12 protein-coding genes, 1 tRNA gene and 1 pseudogene are annotated in these 18,839 nt (G+C 41.2%); 4 read left to right on the forward strand and 10 right to left on the reverse strand.

What is annotated here, in order from left to right:
• Positions 1 to 127 precede the first annotated feature (127 nt).
• Positions 128 to 1,882, forward strand: coding sequence for a zinc-dependent metalloprotease (locus NYP55_RS01690; protein WP_115793812.1), 1,755 nt, complete (start codon positions 128 to 130; stop codon positions 1,880 to 1,882).
• 53 nt (positions 1,883 to 1,935) lie between these two features.
• Here NYP55_RS01690 and NYP55_RS01695 read toward each other — a convergent pair whose 3' ends face one another.
• Positions 1,936 to 3,576, reverse strand: coding sequence for an ATP-dependent helicase (locus NYP55_RS01695; RefSeq protein ID WP_115761782.1), 1,641 nt, complete (start codon positions 3,574 to 3,576; stop codon positions 1,936 to 1,938).
• 150 nt (positions 3,577 to 3,726) lie between these two features.
• Between NYP55_RS01695 and NYP55_RS01700 the strand changes: the two genes are divergently transcribed.
• The gene (locus tag NYP55_RS01700) at positions 3,727 to 5,355 is read left to right on the forward strand and encodes a phosphotransferase (RefSeq protein WP_472781462.1); all 1,629 of its coding nucleotides are present in this window, start codon (positions 3,727 to 3,729) and stop codon (positions 5,353 to 5,355) included.
• A 9-nt stretch (positions 5,356 to 5,364) separates the two neighbouring features.
• Positions 5,365 to 5,589, forward strand: a complete 225-nt coding sequence (locus tag NYP55_RS01705; protein WP_004130375.1) for a DUF3107 domain-containing protein — start codon at positions 5,365 to 5,367, stop codon at positions 5,587 to 5,589.
• 67 nt (positions 5,590 to 5,656) lie between these two features.
• On the opposite strand, the gene NYP55_RS01710 is transcribed toward NYP55_RS01705, so the two are convergent.
• Positions 5,657 to 6,544 (reverse strand): PHP domain-containing protein, encoded by an 888-nt coding sequence (locus tag NYP55_RS01710; protein WP_004130377.1) that lies wholly within the window; start codon positions 6,542 to 6,544, stop codon positions 5,657 to 5,659.
• Positions 6,545 to 6,623: 79 nt separating this feature from the next.
• On the opposite strand from NYP55_RS01710, the gene NYP55_RS01715 reads away from it, so the two are divergent.
• A complete protein-coding gene (locus tag NYP55_RS01715; protein ID WP_346284091.1) occupies positions 6,624 to 7,250 on the forward strand; it encodes a vitamin K epoxide reductase family protein in 627 nt (208 codons plus the stop codon).
• A 44-nt stretch (positions 7,251 to 7,294) separates the two neighbouring features.
• Here the strand turns inward: NYP55_RS01715 and murI are convergent, their stop codons facing one another.
• The 8 genes and pseudogenes from murI to NYP55_RS01755 form a co-directional block, all read right to left on the reverse strand.
• Entirely contained in the window at positions 7,295 to 8,077 is a 783-nt protein-coding gene (murI, locus tag NYP55_RS01720) for a glutamate racemase (protein WP_020758203.1), read from the reverse strand.
• A gap of 53 nt (positions 8,078 to 8,130) precedes the next feature.
• Positions 8,131 to 9,753, reverse strand: coding sequence for an ATP-binding cassette domain-containing protein (locus NYP55_RS01725; RefSeq protein WP_032819680.1), 1,623 nt, complete (start codon positions 9,751 to 9,753; stop codon positions 8,131 to 8,133).
• Positions 9,754 to 9,769: 16 nt separating this feature from the next.
• On the reverse strand, positions 9,770 to 11,518 hold the full coding sequence (locus NYP55_RS01730) for an ABC transporter substrate-binding protein (protein ID WP_004132631.1): 1,749 nt from the start codon (positions 11,516 to 11,518) through the stop codon (positions 9,770 to 9,772).
• 141 nt (positions 11,519 to 11,659) lie between these two features.
• A complete protein-coding gene (locus tag NYP55_RS01735; RefSeq protein WP_472781463.1) occupies positions 11,660 to 12,667 on the reverse strand; it encodes an ABC transporter permease in 1,008 nt (335 codons plus the stop codon).
• Positions 12,664 to 13,551 (reverse strand): ABC transporter permease, encoded by an 888-nt coding sequence (locus NYP55_RS01740; RefSeq protein ID WP_004116869.1) that lies wholly within the window; start codon positions 13,549 to 13,551, stop codon positions 12,664 to 12,666. Before NYP55_RS01740 ends, NYP55_RS01735 begins: the two co-directional genes overlap by 4 nt.
• Positions 13,552 to 13,769: 218 nt before the next feature.
• A complete protein-coding gene (ileS, locus tag NYP55_RS01745; protein WP_415684906.1) occupies positions 13,770 to 17,180 on the reverse strand; it encodes a mupirocin-resistant isoleucine--tRNA ligase in 3,411 nt (1,136 codons plus the stop codon).
• A 277-nt stretch (positions 17,181 to 17,457) separates the two neighbouring features.
• Positions 17,458 to 18,564: pseudogene (locus tag NYP55_RS01750) on the reverse strand (Abi family protein).
• A gap of 158 nt (positions 18,565 to 18,722) precedes the next feature.
• A tRNA-Arg gene (locus NYP55_RS01755) sits at positions 18,723 to 18,795 on the reverse strand.
• Between the last annotated feature and the right edge of the window lie 44 nt (positions 18,796 to 18,839).

The raw sequence follows: 18,839 nt of genomic DNA on the forward strand, positions 1-18,839 counted from the left end.
AAAATCGCCATGTATCGAGTAGAATCTTTTATACATAGTTAAAACCGTATAGTTAAAGACTATGTAAACAAACATAAAATATACGCAAATATATTTAACTTAGGTACAAACTTCATAAGGATTGAATATGAGCGAAGAAGAAATTCACCAATGGCTTGTTAGCTGCTTTGGCCCCGAAGAAGGAGAAAGAGCTTGGTCTAACTTTGAAAATCTTCCTTTTGAAGTTCGCGATGACATTCTTACAAGATGTTCAAACGGAGGCCTTCCATCTCCAGAAGAAGTTCATTCGTTAATGAGTGCCTTTGCTAATGGCGGCTTAAACACGCCTTTTGAGATGACGGAAACACTTAAAGAAGGTCCAATCAATAAAAGACTTGCTCAATTGCTTGCTTGCCAAAAAGCAACTGGAGACGGCGGTACAGTAAACGCACAAGTTGCAGATGCAACAAGAAGAGCGCTAAGTGAAGCAAACTTATGGCTAGACGCGAATTGCAATCTAAATCCAGTATCTGGAACCCCCGATGTTCTTTCAAGAGAAGACTGGGTTAATGGAACTATAGATTCGTGGATTAAGTTTGCAAATCCTGTTGCCAAATCGGTTAGTAACGCTTTTTCGGATGTTATTGCCGAAAAATTTGGAGAAGACCAAGACTTAGAAGTAGAAGGATTATACGACGGCGTTATGCCAATACCTATGCCAGATGGCGTAAAAAAGCCAGAACAAATGATGAGCCTTCTTGCTAACACGTCTTTTGCAATGCAATTAGGATATGCTGCTGGAAATTTATCTCACGAGATTCGCGGAAGCTTTGATCAAGGTATTTCACTTCTTAAAAACCCTGCAGGCGGTCTTGTTCCTTACAATTGCATAGATTACGCAAAAAAGTGGGGATTAGACATTAACGAAGTTATGAATTATCTAGCATTGCGAGAGCTTGCTCACGCACGATTGTTTGCGTCTGCACCTTGGCTTATGCCTCGTTTTGAAGCACTAATAATAAAGTATGCAGCTGGAATTTCTATCGACTTAAGCGCTATGGAAGAACAGCTTAGAGATATTGAAGGAATGAACCCAGAGTCTATTTCGGGAGCTGTTGACTTATGTAATATTGCTCGAAACGATACAGAAGGTCAAAAACAAGCATTAAAAGGATTAGAAACACTTCTTGCACTTAGTGAAGGTTGGGTTGATTGCGTTATTTGGCGTGCTGGAATGGCACACATTCCACACATTGAGCAGCTTAGAGAGATGACTAGGCGAGAACGCGCTGCAGGTGGCCCTTCAGAAATGACTTTCCAAGCTTTAACTGGATTAAAGTTGCGTCCTAGAGCAATGCGCGAAGCTGCATCAATGTGGGATGCGATTACAAATGAAAAAGGCATTGAGGAACGCGATGCCATGTGGAATCACCCAGATCTTTTGCCAGAATTACCAGATTTTAGCGAAGATAAAGAAGATACTAAGGATAATAAAGATAAAGAAGATAATAAAGACGATACTAATAAAGTAAATAAAAATAACGAAAACAATAAAAACAACGAAAACAACACTAATAGTCAAAACAATACGAATAGTCAAAACAGCGATAATACAAATAAAAAAGAATCTGAACAAACAGATAGCAATGATTTAGAAAACGCAAATCTAGAAGAATTAAGCAAGAATATGCTTGATTTAGAAGATTTTAAGAACAGTGACGATTTAGAGCAAAAACTTAAAGACGTTAATTGGGACGACGAATTAAGTAAATTATTGGCATCTAGCGATAGTGACAGCCAAAACGACGAGCAAGACTCAAACCAAGATTCCAATGCGAACTCTGGCGAAGATTCTGGTACAGACTCTGGCGAAGACTCTAATCAGCACAAAAGCGACAAATAAAGTCATAAACTAATTTATAAGCGATTTACGTTAGAACAATTGCATAAATGCATTTATTCTAAAAAGTGGCTTACAGACCTTTGCATTCCATTGCCGTAGTCTTTGCAAATTGCATAAGACATGTGCAAGGTTGCTTCCGCGCGCGTTATTGCAACATACATAAGTCTGCGCTCTTCTTCGTCTGTATCTTGAGTTCTATTAACGCTTCCAAATGGAAGTAGTCCTTCGCTGCAGCCGATTAAAAACACGTGCTTAAATTCCAAACCTTTAGATGCGTGAATCGTAGAAATCGTTACAGGAAGTAAAGATTTTTTGATTAAATCTACTTTTTCGCGCTCGCTTTCGCTTTCTTTTGCAAAGTCAATGTCTTTTGCATCGCCACTTTCGACGTATTTTTCTAAATCACTCAAATCGCTAGCGTTTGAATCTTCAAAATTGTTTTCTAAAACATCAATCTGCAAACCAGCATCTTTTCTAACAGAAAAATGTATTCCTAAATCACCCAAAGTTTTGCAAAATATATTCTGTTGAGCATTAGTGCGAGTTAGAATAGCAAAATCTGTAGGGAGTGCTTTGCCTGATTTAACAGCATTATAAATTCGTTGAGCAACATCAACAGCTTCGTCGTAATCCGTGTTATAAACAGTTTTAGTAACGCGAGCGCCACCCTTATTTTTTGACACGAGTCTTAAATAATCACATCTAAAAGCAGACTTAGAAAGAACCCGATTAGCAAGACCTACAATACGTTCCGTAGATCTGTAATCCGTATTTAGACTAATATCTGCACAAAGCGGCGCAAACTCGTTAGGAAATTCAAGTAAATCGTAGCTGCTTGCTCCTGCAAAAGAATAAATCGTTTGCGCAGGATCTCCAACAACGCAAATATTTCGATTATTGCCAAGCCAACATTTAAGAAGCTCATGTTGAAGAGGAGAAACATCCTGATACTCGTCAACAGTAACCCAGCCGATTTTACTACGTATTTTCTCACATGCTTTAGGAAAAGTGCGCAAAACATGGCATGCAAGAAGTAGCAAATCGTTAAAATCAATAAGATTCCTTGTGTTTTTTTCTAACTCGTAAGCTTTATATGCTTCAACAAATTGATTAACGTCTAGAGCTGCAGGAAGATCTCGACTAACGCAAGAATATGCGCGCGCGTAATCATCTGGAGCAATAAGACTAACCTTTGCCCAGTTGATTTCTGCAATAATATCTCGTATTTGTGCAGAAGTCATATCTGCAAAATCTGTGTAGTGGATTAACGCTTGCTCAGTAACGCTTTTTGGATCATCCATTATATTTGGAAAAGGAGCTTCGCAAACGTCATTCCAAACTCGTCTTAAATGCTGTAAAGCTGCAGAATGAAAAGTTGCAACAGTTGAATTATTTACGCCTAATTTTTTAAGGCGATTTTGCATTTCTTTAGCAGCTTTTACGGAAAAAGTAACAGCTAAAACGCGATTTTCGTCCCACTCTCCTTTTGCACACGCATACGCGATTCTTCGTGTAATAGTGCGAGTCTTACCTGCTCCAGCGCATGCAGTAATGCGCACTGGCCCTTGTAACGCCATTGCTGCTTTGCGTTGAGAATCATCTAAACCTTCTAGCAAAGATTGCGCATAATCTTTACCATGATTTTCGTTAGATTCGCGCTTTTTGCTTTCTAAAGACTCTTGAGTAGAAATCATAATTCTATTGTTACAACAATTAAAGAAAAATAAAAGCATAAAACGCTAATGTGGTTAAAGGCCATTTAGCTATATCTCGTTGCTTTGTATTAATGTTGAACTGTGACACAGATAAGCAGATTCAAGTTGGTAGCGCTGGCCTCATCGGTCATGCCAGAAGTACAATTCGCCGGAACGCGCCAAAGCGAGCAGGCAAACGCCACCGATGCCGCTGCTGGCATATCTCACGCTGTTATTCAAGACGTTTCGGGCAGACTTTACGACATTTTTGTTAGCTCTAACGCTAAAGGTCAAAAACGTTTGCACGATAGAGCGCGAGCAGCATGGGTATTGCAAAAAACTAAGGGGCTTGCAGCTCTTGGATTTGCTCACGAAGAAATGCTTAAGTTTGTTCCTGGGTCGCTTTCAAATAAGGCAAATCAAACTAACCAGCAGAACCAAGCAAATCAACAAGATTCTACCAATAGTCAAAATCAAAACGAATTACATTTTGACTCAATAGGAGAAGCCGATTTTAACAATCCAACAGTGCTTATTTGTAATCATCTAAACGGAAATGCAAGAGAATTAAGTCTTCTTACAACAGATGATTGCGTAAACGCTGGAACGGCAATAGGCGCGATTCATAGACTAAGTCCGTCATTTTTAACTAAAAGCGATTATCCTTCCTTTACTACTGGTCAAATTCGCACGCAATTAACGTCTTGGATTAAAAGATTGCGTCAAGCAGGCCATATTCCTACAGAAATAACAGACAATTGGTCTAGAGTTTTAGAAACTGATGGATTGTGGTCATTCGACACTTGCCCAGTTCACGGCGGATTCAAAGATGGTGATTTTCTATTTTCTGGGTCTACTATTACAGCTATAACCAATTGGCAAAGTATGCAAATCAACGATCCTGCTCGCGATTTAGCGTGGATTTTTGCAAAGCTTAACGAGCAGCATAGAAACGCTTTGCTAAGTGCCTATGGAAGAATGCTTGGGTCTAGATTAGATAGCATGATTATGCTTCGAGCAAATCTTTGGCTGCAAATGGAGCAAGTTGGAGACTTTATTCAAGCTTTGCAACGCGCAGATACAACTGGAATCATGCGATTTAAAGCGCAAGTGGAACGTCTTGCTCACGAGCTTACGCGCATAAATAACTCCAGAGCAGCAAGCGCAAATCAAAACAATAATAGCGCAAATCCAGCGTCTTCTCTTACTGTAGGAGATATTGTTAAAGACGATATTGTTAAAGATAATTCTATTAAAGATGATGTTGTTAAAGACGATACTATATCTTCGGACGCTACTAACGAAAAAACTGTTGTAACACTCAAGCAAGAAGATCAAAAAGACTATAAAGATAATACATACGAACAAACTATAACTATAAACGACAACACTAACGCCACTGAAACTGCAACTAAAACCGCCACTATTGCAGACGGCTTAGAAACACAAGTTATAAGCAGCGTTAACAAAACTAACGATGTGAATAACAATACAACGAACGAAGTTAACGATAGCAATAATGATTTTGTAGATAAAGCTAATGCAAATAATAGTGTAGAAAGTGCAGACAGCGGCGAAAGTGCAGACAGTACCAATAGTGTTGAAAGCGTCGATATAAATAGCAACGATGGTAATGACAATAATAGTAATGGCAATAAAAATGAAGATTTAGATAAGCCAGCAACAATTATTATTCCAATGCTAAAAGATGCAGAACTTGCTATTAAAGACGCAAAAAACAAACTAGAAAACAATACCGAAAATAGCGAAAACAATTAAGGAACAAAAATGAAGGTAACAATTGGCGTTAAGCACGTAAAAGACACTATTAGCTTTGAAAGCGATCAAAGCGAGCAAGATATACAAAACATTATTGAAAGCGCTATTAAAGACGAAAAGGCGATTAATCTTACAGATAAAAACAATCGAAAAATTTTTATTATGGCAGACTCTTTTGCATATGCGATTATAGGAGATACGCCAACTCACACCGTTGGTTTTAACGCGTTTTAACGCTGCTAGAACACTGCTAGAACACTTAACACGTTTATAACGTTTTAACAGCGCAATTTTAATTCATCTAGTAATTTAGGATTTTAGAAACAACATTGCAACTTGTTGTTTCTTCTCCGATTTTATTTGGCTTGCCACTGCCATGCCAATCGGATCCACCAGTAACAAGCAAATTCAAGTCTTTTGCTAACTCCAATAGTCTTTGTCTTTGCGTTAAAGAGTTGCCACGATGATATACTTCTAAACCGTTAAGGCCAACGCTTGCATAGTGTTCTATTTGAGAATCCGAAAGAATAACAAGATTCCTACTATAATCCGCAGGATGCGCAATAACGCTTACTCCCCCAGCGTGTTTAATAACTTTAATAACCTCATCAACGCTTGGAGATGGCGTTGGAATGTAGTATGGGCCATGTGGAGCAACAGGGCCTGCAAAAGCTTGTGACCTTGTTTCAAAAACGCCTGCAGCAACAAGAGCGTCTGCAATATGCGGACGGCCAATCGTAGTTAGCGCACCTTGCCCTGCTTGTGCAAGAACATCTTGCCAAGTAATCGGAAAATCATGAGACATAAGATCAACCATTTTGCGCGTGCGTTCCAATCTGCGTTTTCTTGTAGTTGCAAACATTTCATTAATGCACTCGTCGTTTGGATTGTAGTTATAAGCAAGCACGTGAACCGATATGTTTCCTTCTACAGCAGTTATCTCCGATCCAAAAATAACTGGAAAATCAGCGTTTTTAGCAGCTTCTTCAAAATCATGCCAGCCAGCAGTAGTGTCGTGATCGCTAATAGCTACTCCACTAAGTCCAAGATTTTTAGCTTCATCTACTAATTCTTTTGGAGATTTAGTGCCATCCGAATATAAAGTATGACAATGCAAATCCCACCCTAAATCTTGCGATTTAGAATCCAAACTAAAGTCGTTATTCGCACTACTACCTATTACAGTCATATAATTATCGTAAACTGTGGCATGTAACGGTTTTAAGTCTAAACAATATCTAAATGCATTAGCGCTTTGAGGAGTGTTTATGGGTAGCAACAATAATCGCATGAATTCTTGGCGACATTCTGCCGCTTGGGTTTACATGATTATGCTTATTTCATCCGCAATTGCACTTTTAACATCGCTAATACTTTCTTCCGAGACTTTAGCTCTTGCACGCGCACCACACAAAGCGCTTGGATGCGATGTAAACACCGTTGTTTCATGCTCTAAAGTGGCTCAATCTTGGCAAGCAGAATTCATACGATTTGGAGAACTAAGCTTCCCTAACGCTTTCTTTGGGATTGCAGCAGAAAGCGTTTTTGTAACGCTTGCTGTAGTTGGAATAGCAAAAGTAAAACTTCCAAAATGGCTGGCAACTTTTAGCTGGATTGGTGGATTAGCTGCACTCTTGTACGCTTATTGGCTGTTTACGCAATCTATGTTTGTTATACAAATTCTTTGCCCGTGGTGCATTGTTTTAATGTTTTGTACAACTGTGCAATTTATGTCACTTACACACGCAACATTTAGTGTGCAAGAGATTGGATTAAAAAATAAGATTTTAAGCGCTTACTACCGACTAAATTACGATTTAATCGTGGATTTGCTTTGGATTTTTGCTCTTGTATTGCTTATTTTAAGCAAATACGGCAATGCTATATTTTCATAAGTCGCAAGTAAAATCGCATTAGATAAGACGCAATTTAATTGCAATCAGAAATCACCATTAAGTAACGATTGAGATAGCTTAGCAATACGATTACTTGAATCGGAGTTAGTAAGCACAACACTTCCACTATTTTCGATTGGCGCAAGCAAATCATTAGACTCTAAAACGCTTTTAAGATGGTGAATAGTGCCATCATTACCGTCTACAATATTCACGCAATCAGGCAAAAACTCACGGAAGTAGCTTTTATAAAACACAAAATGAGTGCATCCTAAAACAACTGAATCAATGCTATTTAAGTCGTAAGAATCAAAATACTTGTGCAAAGCGCTCATAACAATATTTTTATTGCCTAAATCGCCATTTTCCACAATTTCTACCAAATCTGGGCAAGGCCTAGAAAAAATCTTGTGATTTTGCGTAAAACGATTCATAAGTTCTGCAAACTTGCGCTCTCTAAGCGTTAAAGGCGTAGCTGCAACGATTACGCGCTGAGGCTTGCCGCCGCCCAAATCGCAAGCAAGCTTAAGAGCAGGCTCCATGCCAATAATCGGCATATTGTAATGCGCGCGCAAATCTTTAACAGCAGCAGAAGTGGCAGTATTGCAAGCAATTACAACAGCTTTAACATTAAGACTTGCAAAATGCTCAACAATCTTAAAACTAAGATCTCGAACTTCTTGAGGAGTTTTTATGCCATAAGGCGCGTTTGCAGAGTCGCCAAAATAAACAATGCGCTCGTTAGGCATAGCTGCGCTAAGTTGACGAACTACAGAAATGCCACCAAGCCCTGAGTCAAACACACCAATTGGAGCGCATGAAGTCATAAAAACCTCCTAATAGACTCTTATTATGTTACTTTTTAGCACAAACATAAGCGTTACAAAACAGCATCAATAAGGCTTTGCGTGTAGGAATTCTTAGGGAAACGCAATACATCTTTAACGCTTCCCTGCTCAACAATTCTTCCGCCTTTTATAACGCTAACTTGGCTAGCAATACGGCTTACTAAAGCCAAATCATGCGTTATAAACAAGCACGAAAAGTTGTACTGCTTTTGCAAGCTACTTAGAAGATTTAAGATTTTTAGGCAATGGTTTGCATCTAACGCCGAAGTTGGCTCATCTGCAATAATCAAAGAAGGACGATTTATTAACGCTCGCGCAATGCCAACTCGCTGTTTTTGGCCGCCAGAAAGCTCGTGCGGGAACCTGTTTATTAAGCTTAATGGCAAATGCACTTGATTAAGAACAAACTCCACGCGCTTTTTGCGCTCTTCTTCGCTAAGACTTTTATTGGCAAGAAGAGGCTCGGCAATGCTCCAGCCTACTGTTTTTAAAGGATTTAACGCCGAGCCAGAATCTTGGAAAATGAATCCAATATTGCTTAAAATCTTGCGATTCGCGTGCTTTTTGCAATCGGAGTATAAATTAAGGCCCTCTATGCTTATGCTGCCAGATTCTGGCTTAAGCTGGCCAGAAATAAGCTTTGCAATCGTTGTTTTTCCAGCACCAGATTCGCCAACCAGCGCATGCGTCTTCCCCTTTAAAATATTAAGGTTCAAATCACTTATTGCGGATTTGGAAGAGTTGAAAATTTTAGAAGACTTAGCATATTTGGCAGAAACATTTTGAATGTTTACGCAAAAATCGCCAGCATCCGAGCTAGTTGATTCGCTAGCTAAATTATTAATATCAAAATCAACAATAGAGTCTAAAAGAGAGCGCGTATAGCTGTTTTTAGGATTAGAAAACACATCTTTAACTAGTCCACTTTCAACAATACTGCCACTGTTCATAACATAAACTGTGTTTGCAACAGCCTTAACAACGCTCATATTATGCGTAATAATCAAAACCGCAATATTATGCTTTTTAGCTAAATCGCGCAAAAGCTGCAAAATCTTACGCTGAGTTGTAACATCTAAAGCTGTTGTAGGCTCGTCTGCAATAAGCAAAGAAGGTCGATTAATAATTGCCATTGCAATCATTGCGCGCTGAAGCTGCCCGCCAGAAAGTTCGTGCGGATAAGACCTATAAACGCGATTTACATCCTTTAGGCCAACCTCGCTAAGGGAATCAAGGACTCGCGATTTTCTAGCGCGAGCGCTCATCTTGCCAAACTTTTCGGGATGATATTTTAACGCCTCTTCAATTTGCTTGCCAAGACGCATAACGGGATTAAATGCAGTAGATGGCTCTTGGAACACCATTGAAATAAGCCCCGAACGAATATAAGAATACGGAGCATTATTGCTTAGCAAATCCAAACTGTCATTAGCGCTTGTATTAATAACCGCTTTGCCAGAAACACTAAAATCGCCTGAAAGAAGACCCATTAACGCCAACGAAGTTAATGACTTTCCCGAACCAGATTCGCCAACCAGCGCGCTAATTTTGCCCGCATATAAGTTTAAATATACGTTATGCGTAATCTGATTTTTGCCAATCGCAATAGACAAGTTGTTAACACTAAGCACTGGGTTTTCGCGATTTTCCAACATTTTATTAAATCCTTTTCTAGTTTCTAAGCGAAACTCGCGCATAGTTTGGATAAGCCGGGAAAGACCCAACGAAGAAGTTTTCCACATTGCTTCCGTGAATATAAGTGTTCTTAGAGTAAATAAGCGGAACAATTGGAGAATCGCGCATAATCTCTTTATCAACCTGCTGCCAAAGCAAATCTGCACGCGACTTATCTATAACGCCAACAGCTTGGCGAATCAAGGAATCCACTTTTGGATTCGAGTAGCGAGATATATTCCAATTGCCACCGCCTATTTGCGAAGAATCAAAAAGCGGACCAATATTTGCATACGCAGAAGGAAAATCAGGCTGCCATTTAGACAAAGCTAAATCATAATCGCCAGAATCGCCAGTAATCATATCTGTAAAAATCTGCGAATCCACAGTTCGTATAGAAACATCAATTCCAACGCGCTTTAAGCTTGCTTGAATAGAAGATGCCACTTGCGCCTGATCTGGGCGAGCAATAAGACTAAACTTTAGTTTAGATTTACCCGATTCCTTTAATAATTGTTTAGCCTTTTCTACGTCCCCACGCGGATTTGCAGAATATAGATTATAGACTTTGCGCTCGCTTACGCCTGGAGTAATAAGCGTTGTTGCAAAACCGCCAGCAACCGCACCGCCCTTTGCTCGCTGATACGACTGCTTATCTACAGCGTACTGAATTGCCTTGCGAATCTTAACATCTTTAATACGTCGATTGTTCATGGCCAAGTATTCCAACGCTCCGTCACCGCTTGTAATTAAAAGATTGCTTGACTTGTAGCTTGCTTTAGCTTGCGCGCGTTGAGCTGGAGGCACAAAATCTGCAAGAATAGCATTGTCTGCACCAGAATTGCCTTGAATCATAGATTGTGCAGCAACAGAAGGATCAACGCCAAGCTTCCAAATTATCTTGTCTGGGTAATTAGCTCGAATTGAATCCGCGCTGGAATCCCAATTAGTGTTTCTAACCATAACAATTTGCTTGCCAACTTCGTTTTCAACAATTTTGTACGGTCCAGAAGCAACTGGGCTTTTGCCATAATCCTGCGCATTACCAGAATTTAGTGGAACGGGAGCGAATGCAGCCAAAGACGCAACCCAAGGCCAATTAGCAAAAGCTGCATTTAGCTTAAAAATGATTGTTTGATTGTCTGGAGTTTCAATCGAATCCAAAGATTTACCACTAAACGGACCGGCATAGTCTTTAGCACCTTGTAAAAGCGCTTTGTGGTAACCAAATCCGCCTGTAAGCGAGTTTGCAAAAGAACGCTCAAGACCATATTTAATATCTTTAGACGTTATTGGGCTTCCATCCTGGTATTTAATCCCTTTTTTAAGAGTGTACTTCCAAGTTTTTCCGCCGTCTAAAGCAGTTCCTGTATCTGTTGCTAAATCGGCAACAACACTCGTTTTGCCACTTGGCGTTACTTTCCACGTTGTTAAAGCGCGGAAAACTAGGCTATTAGAGGTTATTGGTAAACCCTGACTTCTTGCAGGATCAAAATCCATTTTTGATTCGGAGCTTAGAATCGTAAGCGTTCCGCCCTTTTTTGGATTGCTATTAAGCACAGAAGCATTAGGGAGTCTTTTTTGTAGATTTTGACCACTTTGCACAGCAGATCCGCAAGCAGAAAATGCATAAACCAGCGAAAACACTAGAATTACGGAAATTGCTCTTAATGTATTTAGAGCAAAACCACGATTAACTTTTTTGATGATTTGATAATAATTTTGCATATTTTGTGCATTTTGCATGATTTTTCCTTAATTTTTTATAAAGTTATAAAGTTATTAAAAATTTTTATTATTGTGATTTAAAGAAGACTTTAGTAGCGACTTTAGTTGCAACCTTAATGGCAATTATTCTGGCGATTTTAACGCTCACTAATCACCGCTTTAAAGGGCGACTTTAGCCGCTCTAGGATCAAGCAAACAATAACAGACGTCAACAATAAGATTTGCAATTATTACAAGAGCGGCCGAAAACAGCGTAACTCCAACCAAAACTTGCAAATCAAAAGTCTTAACAGCGTCTAAAAGAAGTGAACCCAACCCGTGCATAGAGAACACGCGCTCAGTTATAACCGCTCCACCAAGAAGACCGCCAAGATCTAAACCAAACATTGTAAATATTGGTAAAATCGCATTTCGCAAAGCATGATTTAGTACAACATGTGAATCGGGCATGCCCTTTGCTCTTGCAGTTCGCACATAATCTTTACCAAATTCCCTAAGCATTGTAGAACGAGTAATGCGCGCATAAAAAGCGCCATTTATCAACGCTAAAACAATCCAAGCGAGTAGCAGATGCCAAGCCCAGTTAAAAGGATTAGCAAAGAAGCTAACATATCCGCCCGTAGGAAAAACGGGAATGTAAACCGCAAAAGCAATAATCGCCAGCAAACCAATTAAGTAGGTAGGAGACGAAATACCAATCGAAGATAACGCTACGATTATGCGGTCAATCCACGAATCACGCTTAACAGCTTGCAAAACGCCTGCAAATACGCCAATTAGCATCCACAAAACAGCAGCGCCGATCGCGATTGATGCAGTAACTGGAAAACGACTAAAAATCAGACCAGTAACAGGCTCATTAAGAGCAAAAGACCATCCTAGGCAAGGAGCCGCGCAAACAATTGCGCTGGCAGATGCAGAATCGCCAAAAGTACGGCCAACAAAAATACCCTGCAAATAGTTAAAAAGCTGACTATACCAAGGCAAATCAGTTCCCATAAACGCAGAGACTTGGGCTAAACGTTCAGGCGTGCAAGGTTTGCCGCACATAAGCTGCGCAGGATTTGTTGGAGTCATAAAGAAAATCAAAAACATTGCCATTGCAATAACAGCAATAACAGCCAAAGCGCTTGCAAGACGCCTAATAATGTAAAGAAAAACGCTCATGCTGCTATCTCCATTTTTGAAGAAAGCCAATCACCCAGCATATTAAACCCGAGCGCAAGCAGGGACAAAGATAAACCTGGGAATATTAAATACCACGGGTCTACCAATGCCCACTGCACTGCGTCGGATATTGAGCGTCCCCACGAAGGCGAAGGCGGATTCATGCCAACGCCAAGAAATGAAAGTGCCGCTTCGAGCGCAATACGGCCTGGTATAGAAAGTGTTGTATTAACAATGATTATTGGAAGCATGTTTGGCAAAATCTGATTGCGCAAAACATGAAAAGCACTAGCGCCCATAACTCTGGAAGCCACAGCAAAATGACGATTTTTAAGGCTAAGTGTTTCGCCGCGTACCAATCGCGCCATACTAGGCCAACCAAAAAAGCCGATTACAAGAGTTAAAAGAAGCGGACGCGGGAAAGTTTGAGGAACAATCGCAGAAAGCGCAATCGCAAAGATTAGGAATGGGAACCCAAAGAACACGTCCATAATGCGAGAAATTGCAAAATCAACAAAACCACCAAAATAACCAGCAATAACGCCAATTACAACTCCTAAAACAACGGAGATTGCAGTAGAAGCTAAGCCAATTCCAAGAGAGATTCTTGCGCCGTGAGAGATGATTGCAAATAAGTCAATTCCGCGCAATGGTGTTACGCCAAACCAATGTTTTGAGCTTATTCCGCCTATGCCTGTAGGCAATGAAGAATCCGACAAAACATCGGGATTTTCGCTATATGGATCATTACCTGTAATAAAAGTAAAAAGGTCGGCAAAAATCGCCAATAAAACAAACAGTGATATTATTGCAATTCCAACAATTGCGGTAACACTTGATAAGTCGCGCTTACTACGCGAATAAAATACACCGCCCCTTTTCATCGCCACTCATTTCGTTACCTGCACTTTCATATTGCAATTTTTCTATAAAACTAACAAATACAAACATGAGTAAATTTGTACTGTTGTTATAACGAATCTATAGGAAGGTGTGGAAGTGTAGAAAATCGGAGTGTCGCATTGCTCAAACAAAACGTGCCGACGTATTGAATCATACAACGGCACGTTTTTTGTTTAGTTAATTAGCTGTTAGCTGTGTTTTACGCACGCTTAAGACTTACGCTAAGCTCAGTTGCGCTAGAATCAGCCTCTGTAACTTCAAAGCTTGTAGCCAAAGTCTCCTCCGCAATCAAATCACGGAACTGCTCAACTTTAGAAACATCCGAAGCAGGCACGCTCAAAGTCAAAGAGATTCGGTCGCTAATATCCAAACCATTCTCCTTACGAGCATCTTGAACAGCGCGAATAGCATCGCGAGCATAACCTTCCGCAAGCAAATCGCTAGTCAAAGCAGTATCGAGCATAACAAAGCCACCAGTTGGCATTGCAGCAGAAGCCGTATTCACAGCCGCTTGAGCATCCGAAGACTCAACGCGATTCACAAGATCATATTCTCCTTGTTCAAGCGTAACTTCGCCGTTTGGAGTGTTAACAACAGGAGCACCAGACTCGTCAACTCGCCAATCGCCACTCTTAGAAGACTTAATAGCAAACTGCACTTGCTTACCCAAACGAGGACCAGCTGCGCGCGCATTCACCTTAAGCTCGTGAACAATCTTCAAACCATGGCTGCTAGCATCTTCCAAAGTGCAGAATGTAACATTCTTCACATTAAGCTCGCGCTCAAGCACCTGCTCGTAAGGCTCTACAGCATCAGTATTCTCTGCAACAACCGTCAAATTTGCCAACGGCTGGCGCACACGCAACTGTTCCGCCTTACGCAAAGAAAGCGTAGAAGAAACAACCTCGCGAACCTTATCCATAGCAGCAACCAAAGCATCGTCGTGCGCAAGAACCGCTCCAAGCTCAGTCACTTCGCCAGCCTTAGGGTTTTTCTCTCCATCCGAAAGCATTTGCGGTTCAACCAAATAAGGCCAATCAACCAAATGCACGGATTCGCCGCCAGTAAGACCACGCCACACAGCCTCTGCCTCCATAGGAGCAAGAGGAGAAATCGTGCGCATGAACACTTCAAGAACAGTGTAAAGCGTGTTAAAAGCAGTCTCGTCTTCATTCCAGAATCGGTCGCGGCTGCCGCGAATATACCAATTCGTAAGCACGTCAATAAAATCACTTACTGCCGCGCAAGCATCGCTAATCGCAAACTCGTTCAAACACTTTTCTACGCGCTCAACAAGCAAACGCGTGCGAGCAAGCAAGTAGCGATCCATGTTGCAAAGGCCTGCAACCTCGTCCGCGCGAAGCCTGCGAGCATCGTAGCCCTTGCCACCGTTTGCAGCATTCGCATACAAAGTGAAGAAGTAGTAAGAGCTCCAAACTGGAAGCATAACCTGGCGAACAGTATCCCTAATGCCGTCGGCAGTAACAATCAAATTGCCACCGCGCAAAATTGGCGAAGACATAAGGAACCAGCGCATAGCATCCGAACCGTACTCGTTGAAAACGCCATTAACATCTGGGTAATTGCGCAAATGCTTACTCATCTTCTGGCCGTCGGAACCAAGCACAATGCCGTGGCAAATCACGTTCTTAAAAGCTGGACGGTCGAATAGAGCTGTAGCCATAATGTGAAGCGTGTAAAACCAGCCGCGAGTCTGACCAATATATTCAACGATGTAATCGCATGGGAAGTGTTCTTCGAAGAAGTCCTTATTTTCAAACGGATAATGGAACTGTGCAAAAGGCATAGAACCAGACTCAAACCAACAATCGAGAACGTCCGTAATGCGGCGCATTTGCGACTTTCCAGTAGGATCGTCTGGGTTCGGTCGAGTAAGGCGATCGATATACGGGCGGTGCATATTCACATTGCCGTCGTCGTCGCGAGGATAATCGCCAAAATCAGCCTTAAGCTCTTCGAGCGAACCGTAAACGTCTACGCGAGGATACTTTGGATCGTCACTCACCCAAACTGGAATTGGCGAACCCCAGAAGCGGTTGCGGCTAATCGACCAATCGCGAGCGTTAGAAAGCCACTTACCAAACTGGCCGTCCTTAACGTTTCCAGGAATCCAATTAATCTGCTGATTAAGCTCAAGTAAACGCTTCTTAATCTTTGTAACAGACACAAACCAGCTAGAAACAGGCTTGTAAATAAGCGGAGTTGCGCAACGCCAGCAATGAGGATAGCTGTGCACGTAGCTTTTTTCTTGGAACAGCAACGCGCGCTGATCTTCTGGCATTTGAGCAAGCGGGCCGTCTCCTGCACGCAAGTTGCGCAAAATTGGCAAATTCGCGTCGAAAACGTACAAGCCTTCGTAATCTGGGCAGTCGCTTGTAAACTTGCATCCTGCGTCAAGCACGTCAACGCTGCGAATTTCGTGCGCGTTAAGCGTGTTCATATCGTCCTCGCCGTAAGGAGCCTGGTGAACGAGACCAGTACCTTCAGCGGTATCAACATAATCTGCTGTGAAAATCGTAAAAGCGTTAGGACCAGGAGTGCCACCCTCTGCGAGCGCAGAATCGCTTGCAAAGTATGGGAACACTGGGTAGTAGCGCCAACCAGCCATCTGCGCGCCCTTAAGTTCGCGCACAACTTCGTAATTTTCGCCAAGTTCCTTAGTGTAGGAGCCGAGCAAAGGCTTACCGATGTAGAACTTTTTACCTGCGAACTTGCCTTCAGTTGGGCGAACTTCCACGTAATCAATATCTGCGCCAACTACGATTGCAAAGTTTGTTGGAACTGTCCAAGGAGTGGTGGTCCAGAATACTGCGTAAGCATCGTCTTCGTCGCGAAGCTTAACAGCAACGGAAACAGTTGTATCCTGGCGATTTTGGTACACATCCGCATCCATGCGAAGCTCGTGAGCGCTAAGCGGAGTCTGATCCTTTGGGCAGTACGGAAGCACGCGGTAACCCTTATAAGCTAAGCCCTTATCGTAAAGCTGCTTAAACGCCCACATTACGGATTCCATGTATGGAATATTCAGCGTTTTGTAGCCGCGCTCGAAATCAACCCAGCGAGCCTGACGATGCACGTAGTTTTGCCACTCGTTTGTGTACTTCAAAACGCTGGCGCGGCAAGCATCGTTGAACTTTGCGATGCCCATTTTTTCGATTTGATCAACAGACTCGATGCCGAGTTCCTTCTGCGCTTCCAACTCTGCAGGAAGACCGTGAGTATCCCAACCAAAAACGCGGTTTACTTTGCGTCCGCGCATAGTCTGATAGCGCGGAACCACGTCTTTTGCGTAGCCTGTTAGCAAGTGACCGTAGTGAGGAAGACCGTTTGCAAATGGAGGGCCATCGAAGAACACGAACTCGTTTTGGCTACCTTTGCCAGACGGACGGTATTCGATTGACTTGCGGAAAGTGTTATTTGCATCCCAGTATTGAAGAACGGACTCTTCAAGCTTTGGGAAAGAAGGATTTGGTGCAACTTGCGCGGCGGCGTTTTCTTGCGTTGATGCTGAAACACTTACCTTTGGGTATACGTTATTTGCGCATGACTTTTCGGACGCGTTTGCTGCTGGATTAGTGGATTCGCTCACTGTGCTCTCCTCGCTCAACAGGGTGAATATTTCCCTGCGAGGACGACAGTTATTGCCGCGGTACCACCTCGCTTGCTGCAAAATGCTTATGCAACGTTTGCAGCCTCTCGTGTTTGGCTATACGGGCCAACCCCGTCGGTTCTAATAAGCGAGAACCTTACGAATCCTCGCCGTTCTTCCGAAAACTCCCCGCCGATAACGGATCATCGCTTAAGTTAGAAACAATCTAACACTATCCCCTAACATTGGGAAGAATTTCGCGACTCGCGAATAATTTTCATGACATATTATCCAAAAATGCTTTAGCTTCATTAGCATTGCTAAAAACAATGCCGTCTTCAGAAATTTTGCCATCTATAATTTGATTAGCGTGATTCATAGCTTTAAGAGTTGCTTCGTTGGGAACAGACAAGTTACTATTCAAGGTAATATTTTCTTTAATTTTATTTTTCCAATCATAAAATTCATTAATACTAGACATTCCAATGCATTCAATAACATTTTTGGAACAACTTGGCACTTCAACGCAAAGCGCACTTAGTAATTTCTCAATCTTCTCTAAAAACTCTAGATAATAGTTAGTATCTAAGAATAAGTCGAAATCTTTAATAAGCTGAAAAACTGTTGCATTGAAACTATGCGGTCTAGCACAATACAAACGTTCATCATGCGCACAAATATTTCTGAACTCTTTAATTCTTCTATAAGTAGAATCAATTTTTATTGACGTAATATCTTTTTGAGAACAGTGTGAAGAATTATAAAGTTCAGTATATTCCCTAGCAACCAAACCTCTCGTGCATCTAGTTTGAACTTTGTAAAACCAGAATATCTGTCCGAAAGTTAGGTCATTAGATAAAACCCATAATGGAACCTGACCATCGTGATTATTGATACAATGCCGTATGTATTCTTTCCCTAGATTTAATTTTTTATTATTTGACGTATTATTTTCTATAATTCGATTAAATGCTCTAACTAAACCGCGCGATTCCTTTGGATCTTCATAATTAGCTTAATTAAGGTAAGCATTGACTTCATTATCGTGAATCTGGCTAAAACAATATGAACATGATGACCTTAACAATGCTTCTGTTCTAGTTGTAGCCGCAAAAATAATACCACGAAGTTCGCGATCAAATTTAAAAAGATAATAAATGTGTTCAAACTTTGTTCCTTGAACATATTTATTCGAATTTTTTGATTCAAGAAATGGATTTTTATACCCATTCACAACGCTATAGTAACCTTCTCTTTCAAGTATTTCCATAGCTTTAAGCTCATCAGAAAACACTACTCCTCTAGACTTAAGCAATTTTATTTGTTGCTTGATAGTAGTAAAAGGCTTATAAATCACCATCATTCCCACCAAATCCCCCGCCATTAGATGCACGAAGAGCCAATCAATCACTTGATTGGCTCTTCGCGAACCAGACACAGCCTGGCTTCACCACGTATCTATTCTACAAAAGAAACTAATATTTGTCAAAAAATAAACAAACTATATACAGCACACAACCAAATATAGCTATACACAAAAAGTGCCCCGAATCAGAATCGAACTGACGACACCCACTTTAGGAGAGTGGTGCTCTATCCACTGAGCTACCGAGGCAACAAATGGCAATTATACACTATAGCGTGGTTTACACGCTATAA

It is taken from the genome of Gardnerella sp. c10Ua_31, from assembly GCF_055700915.1.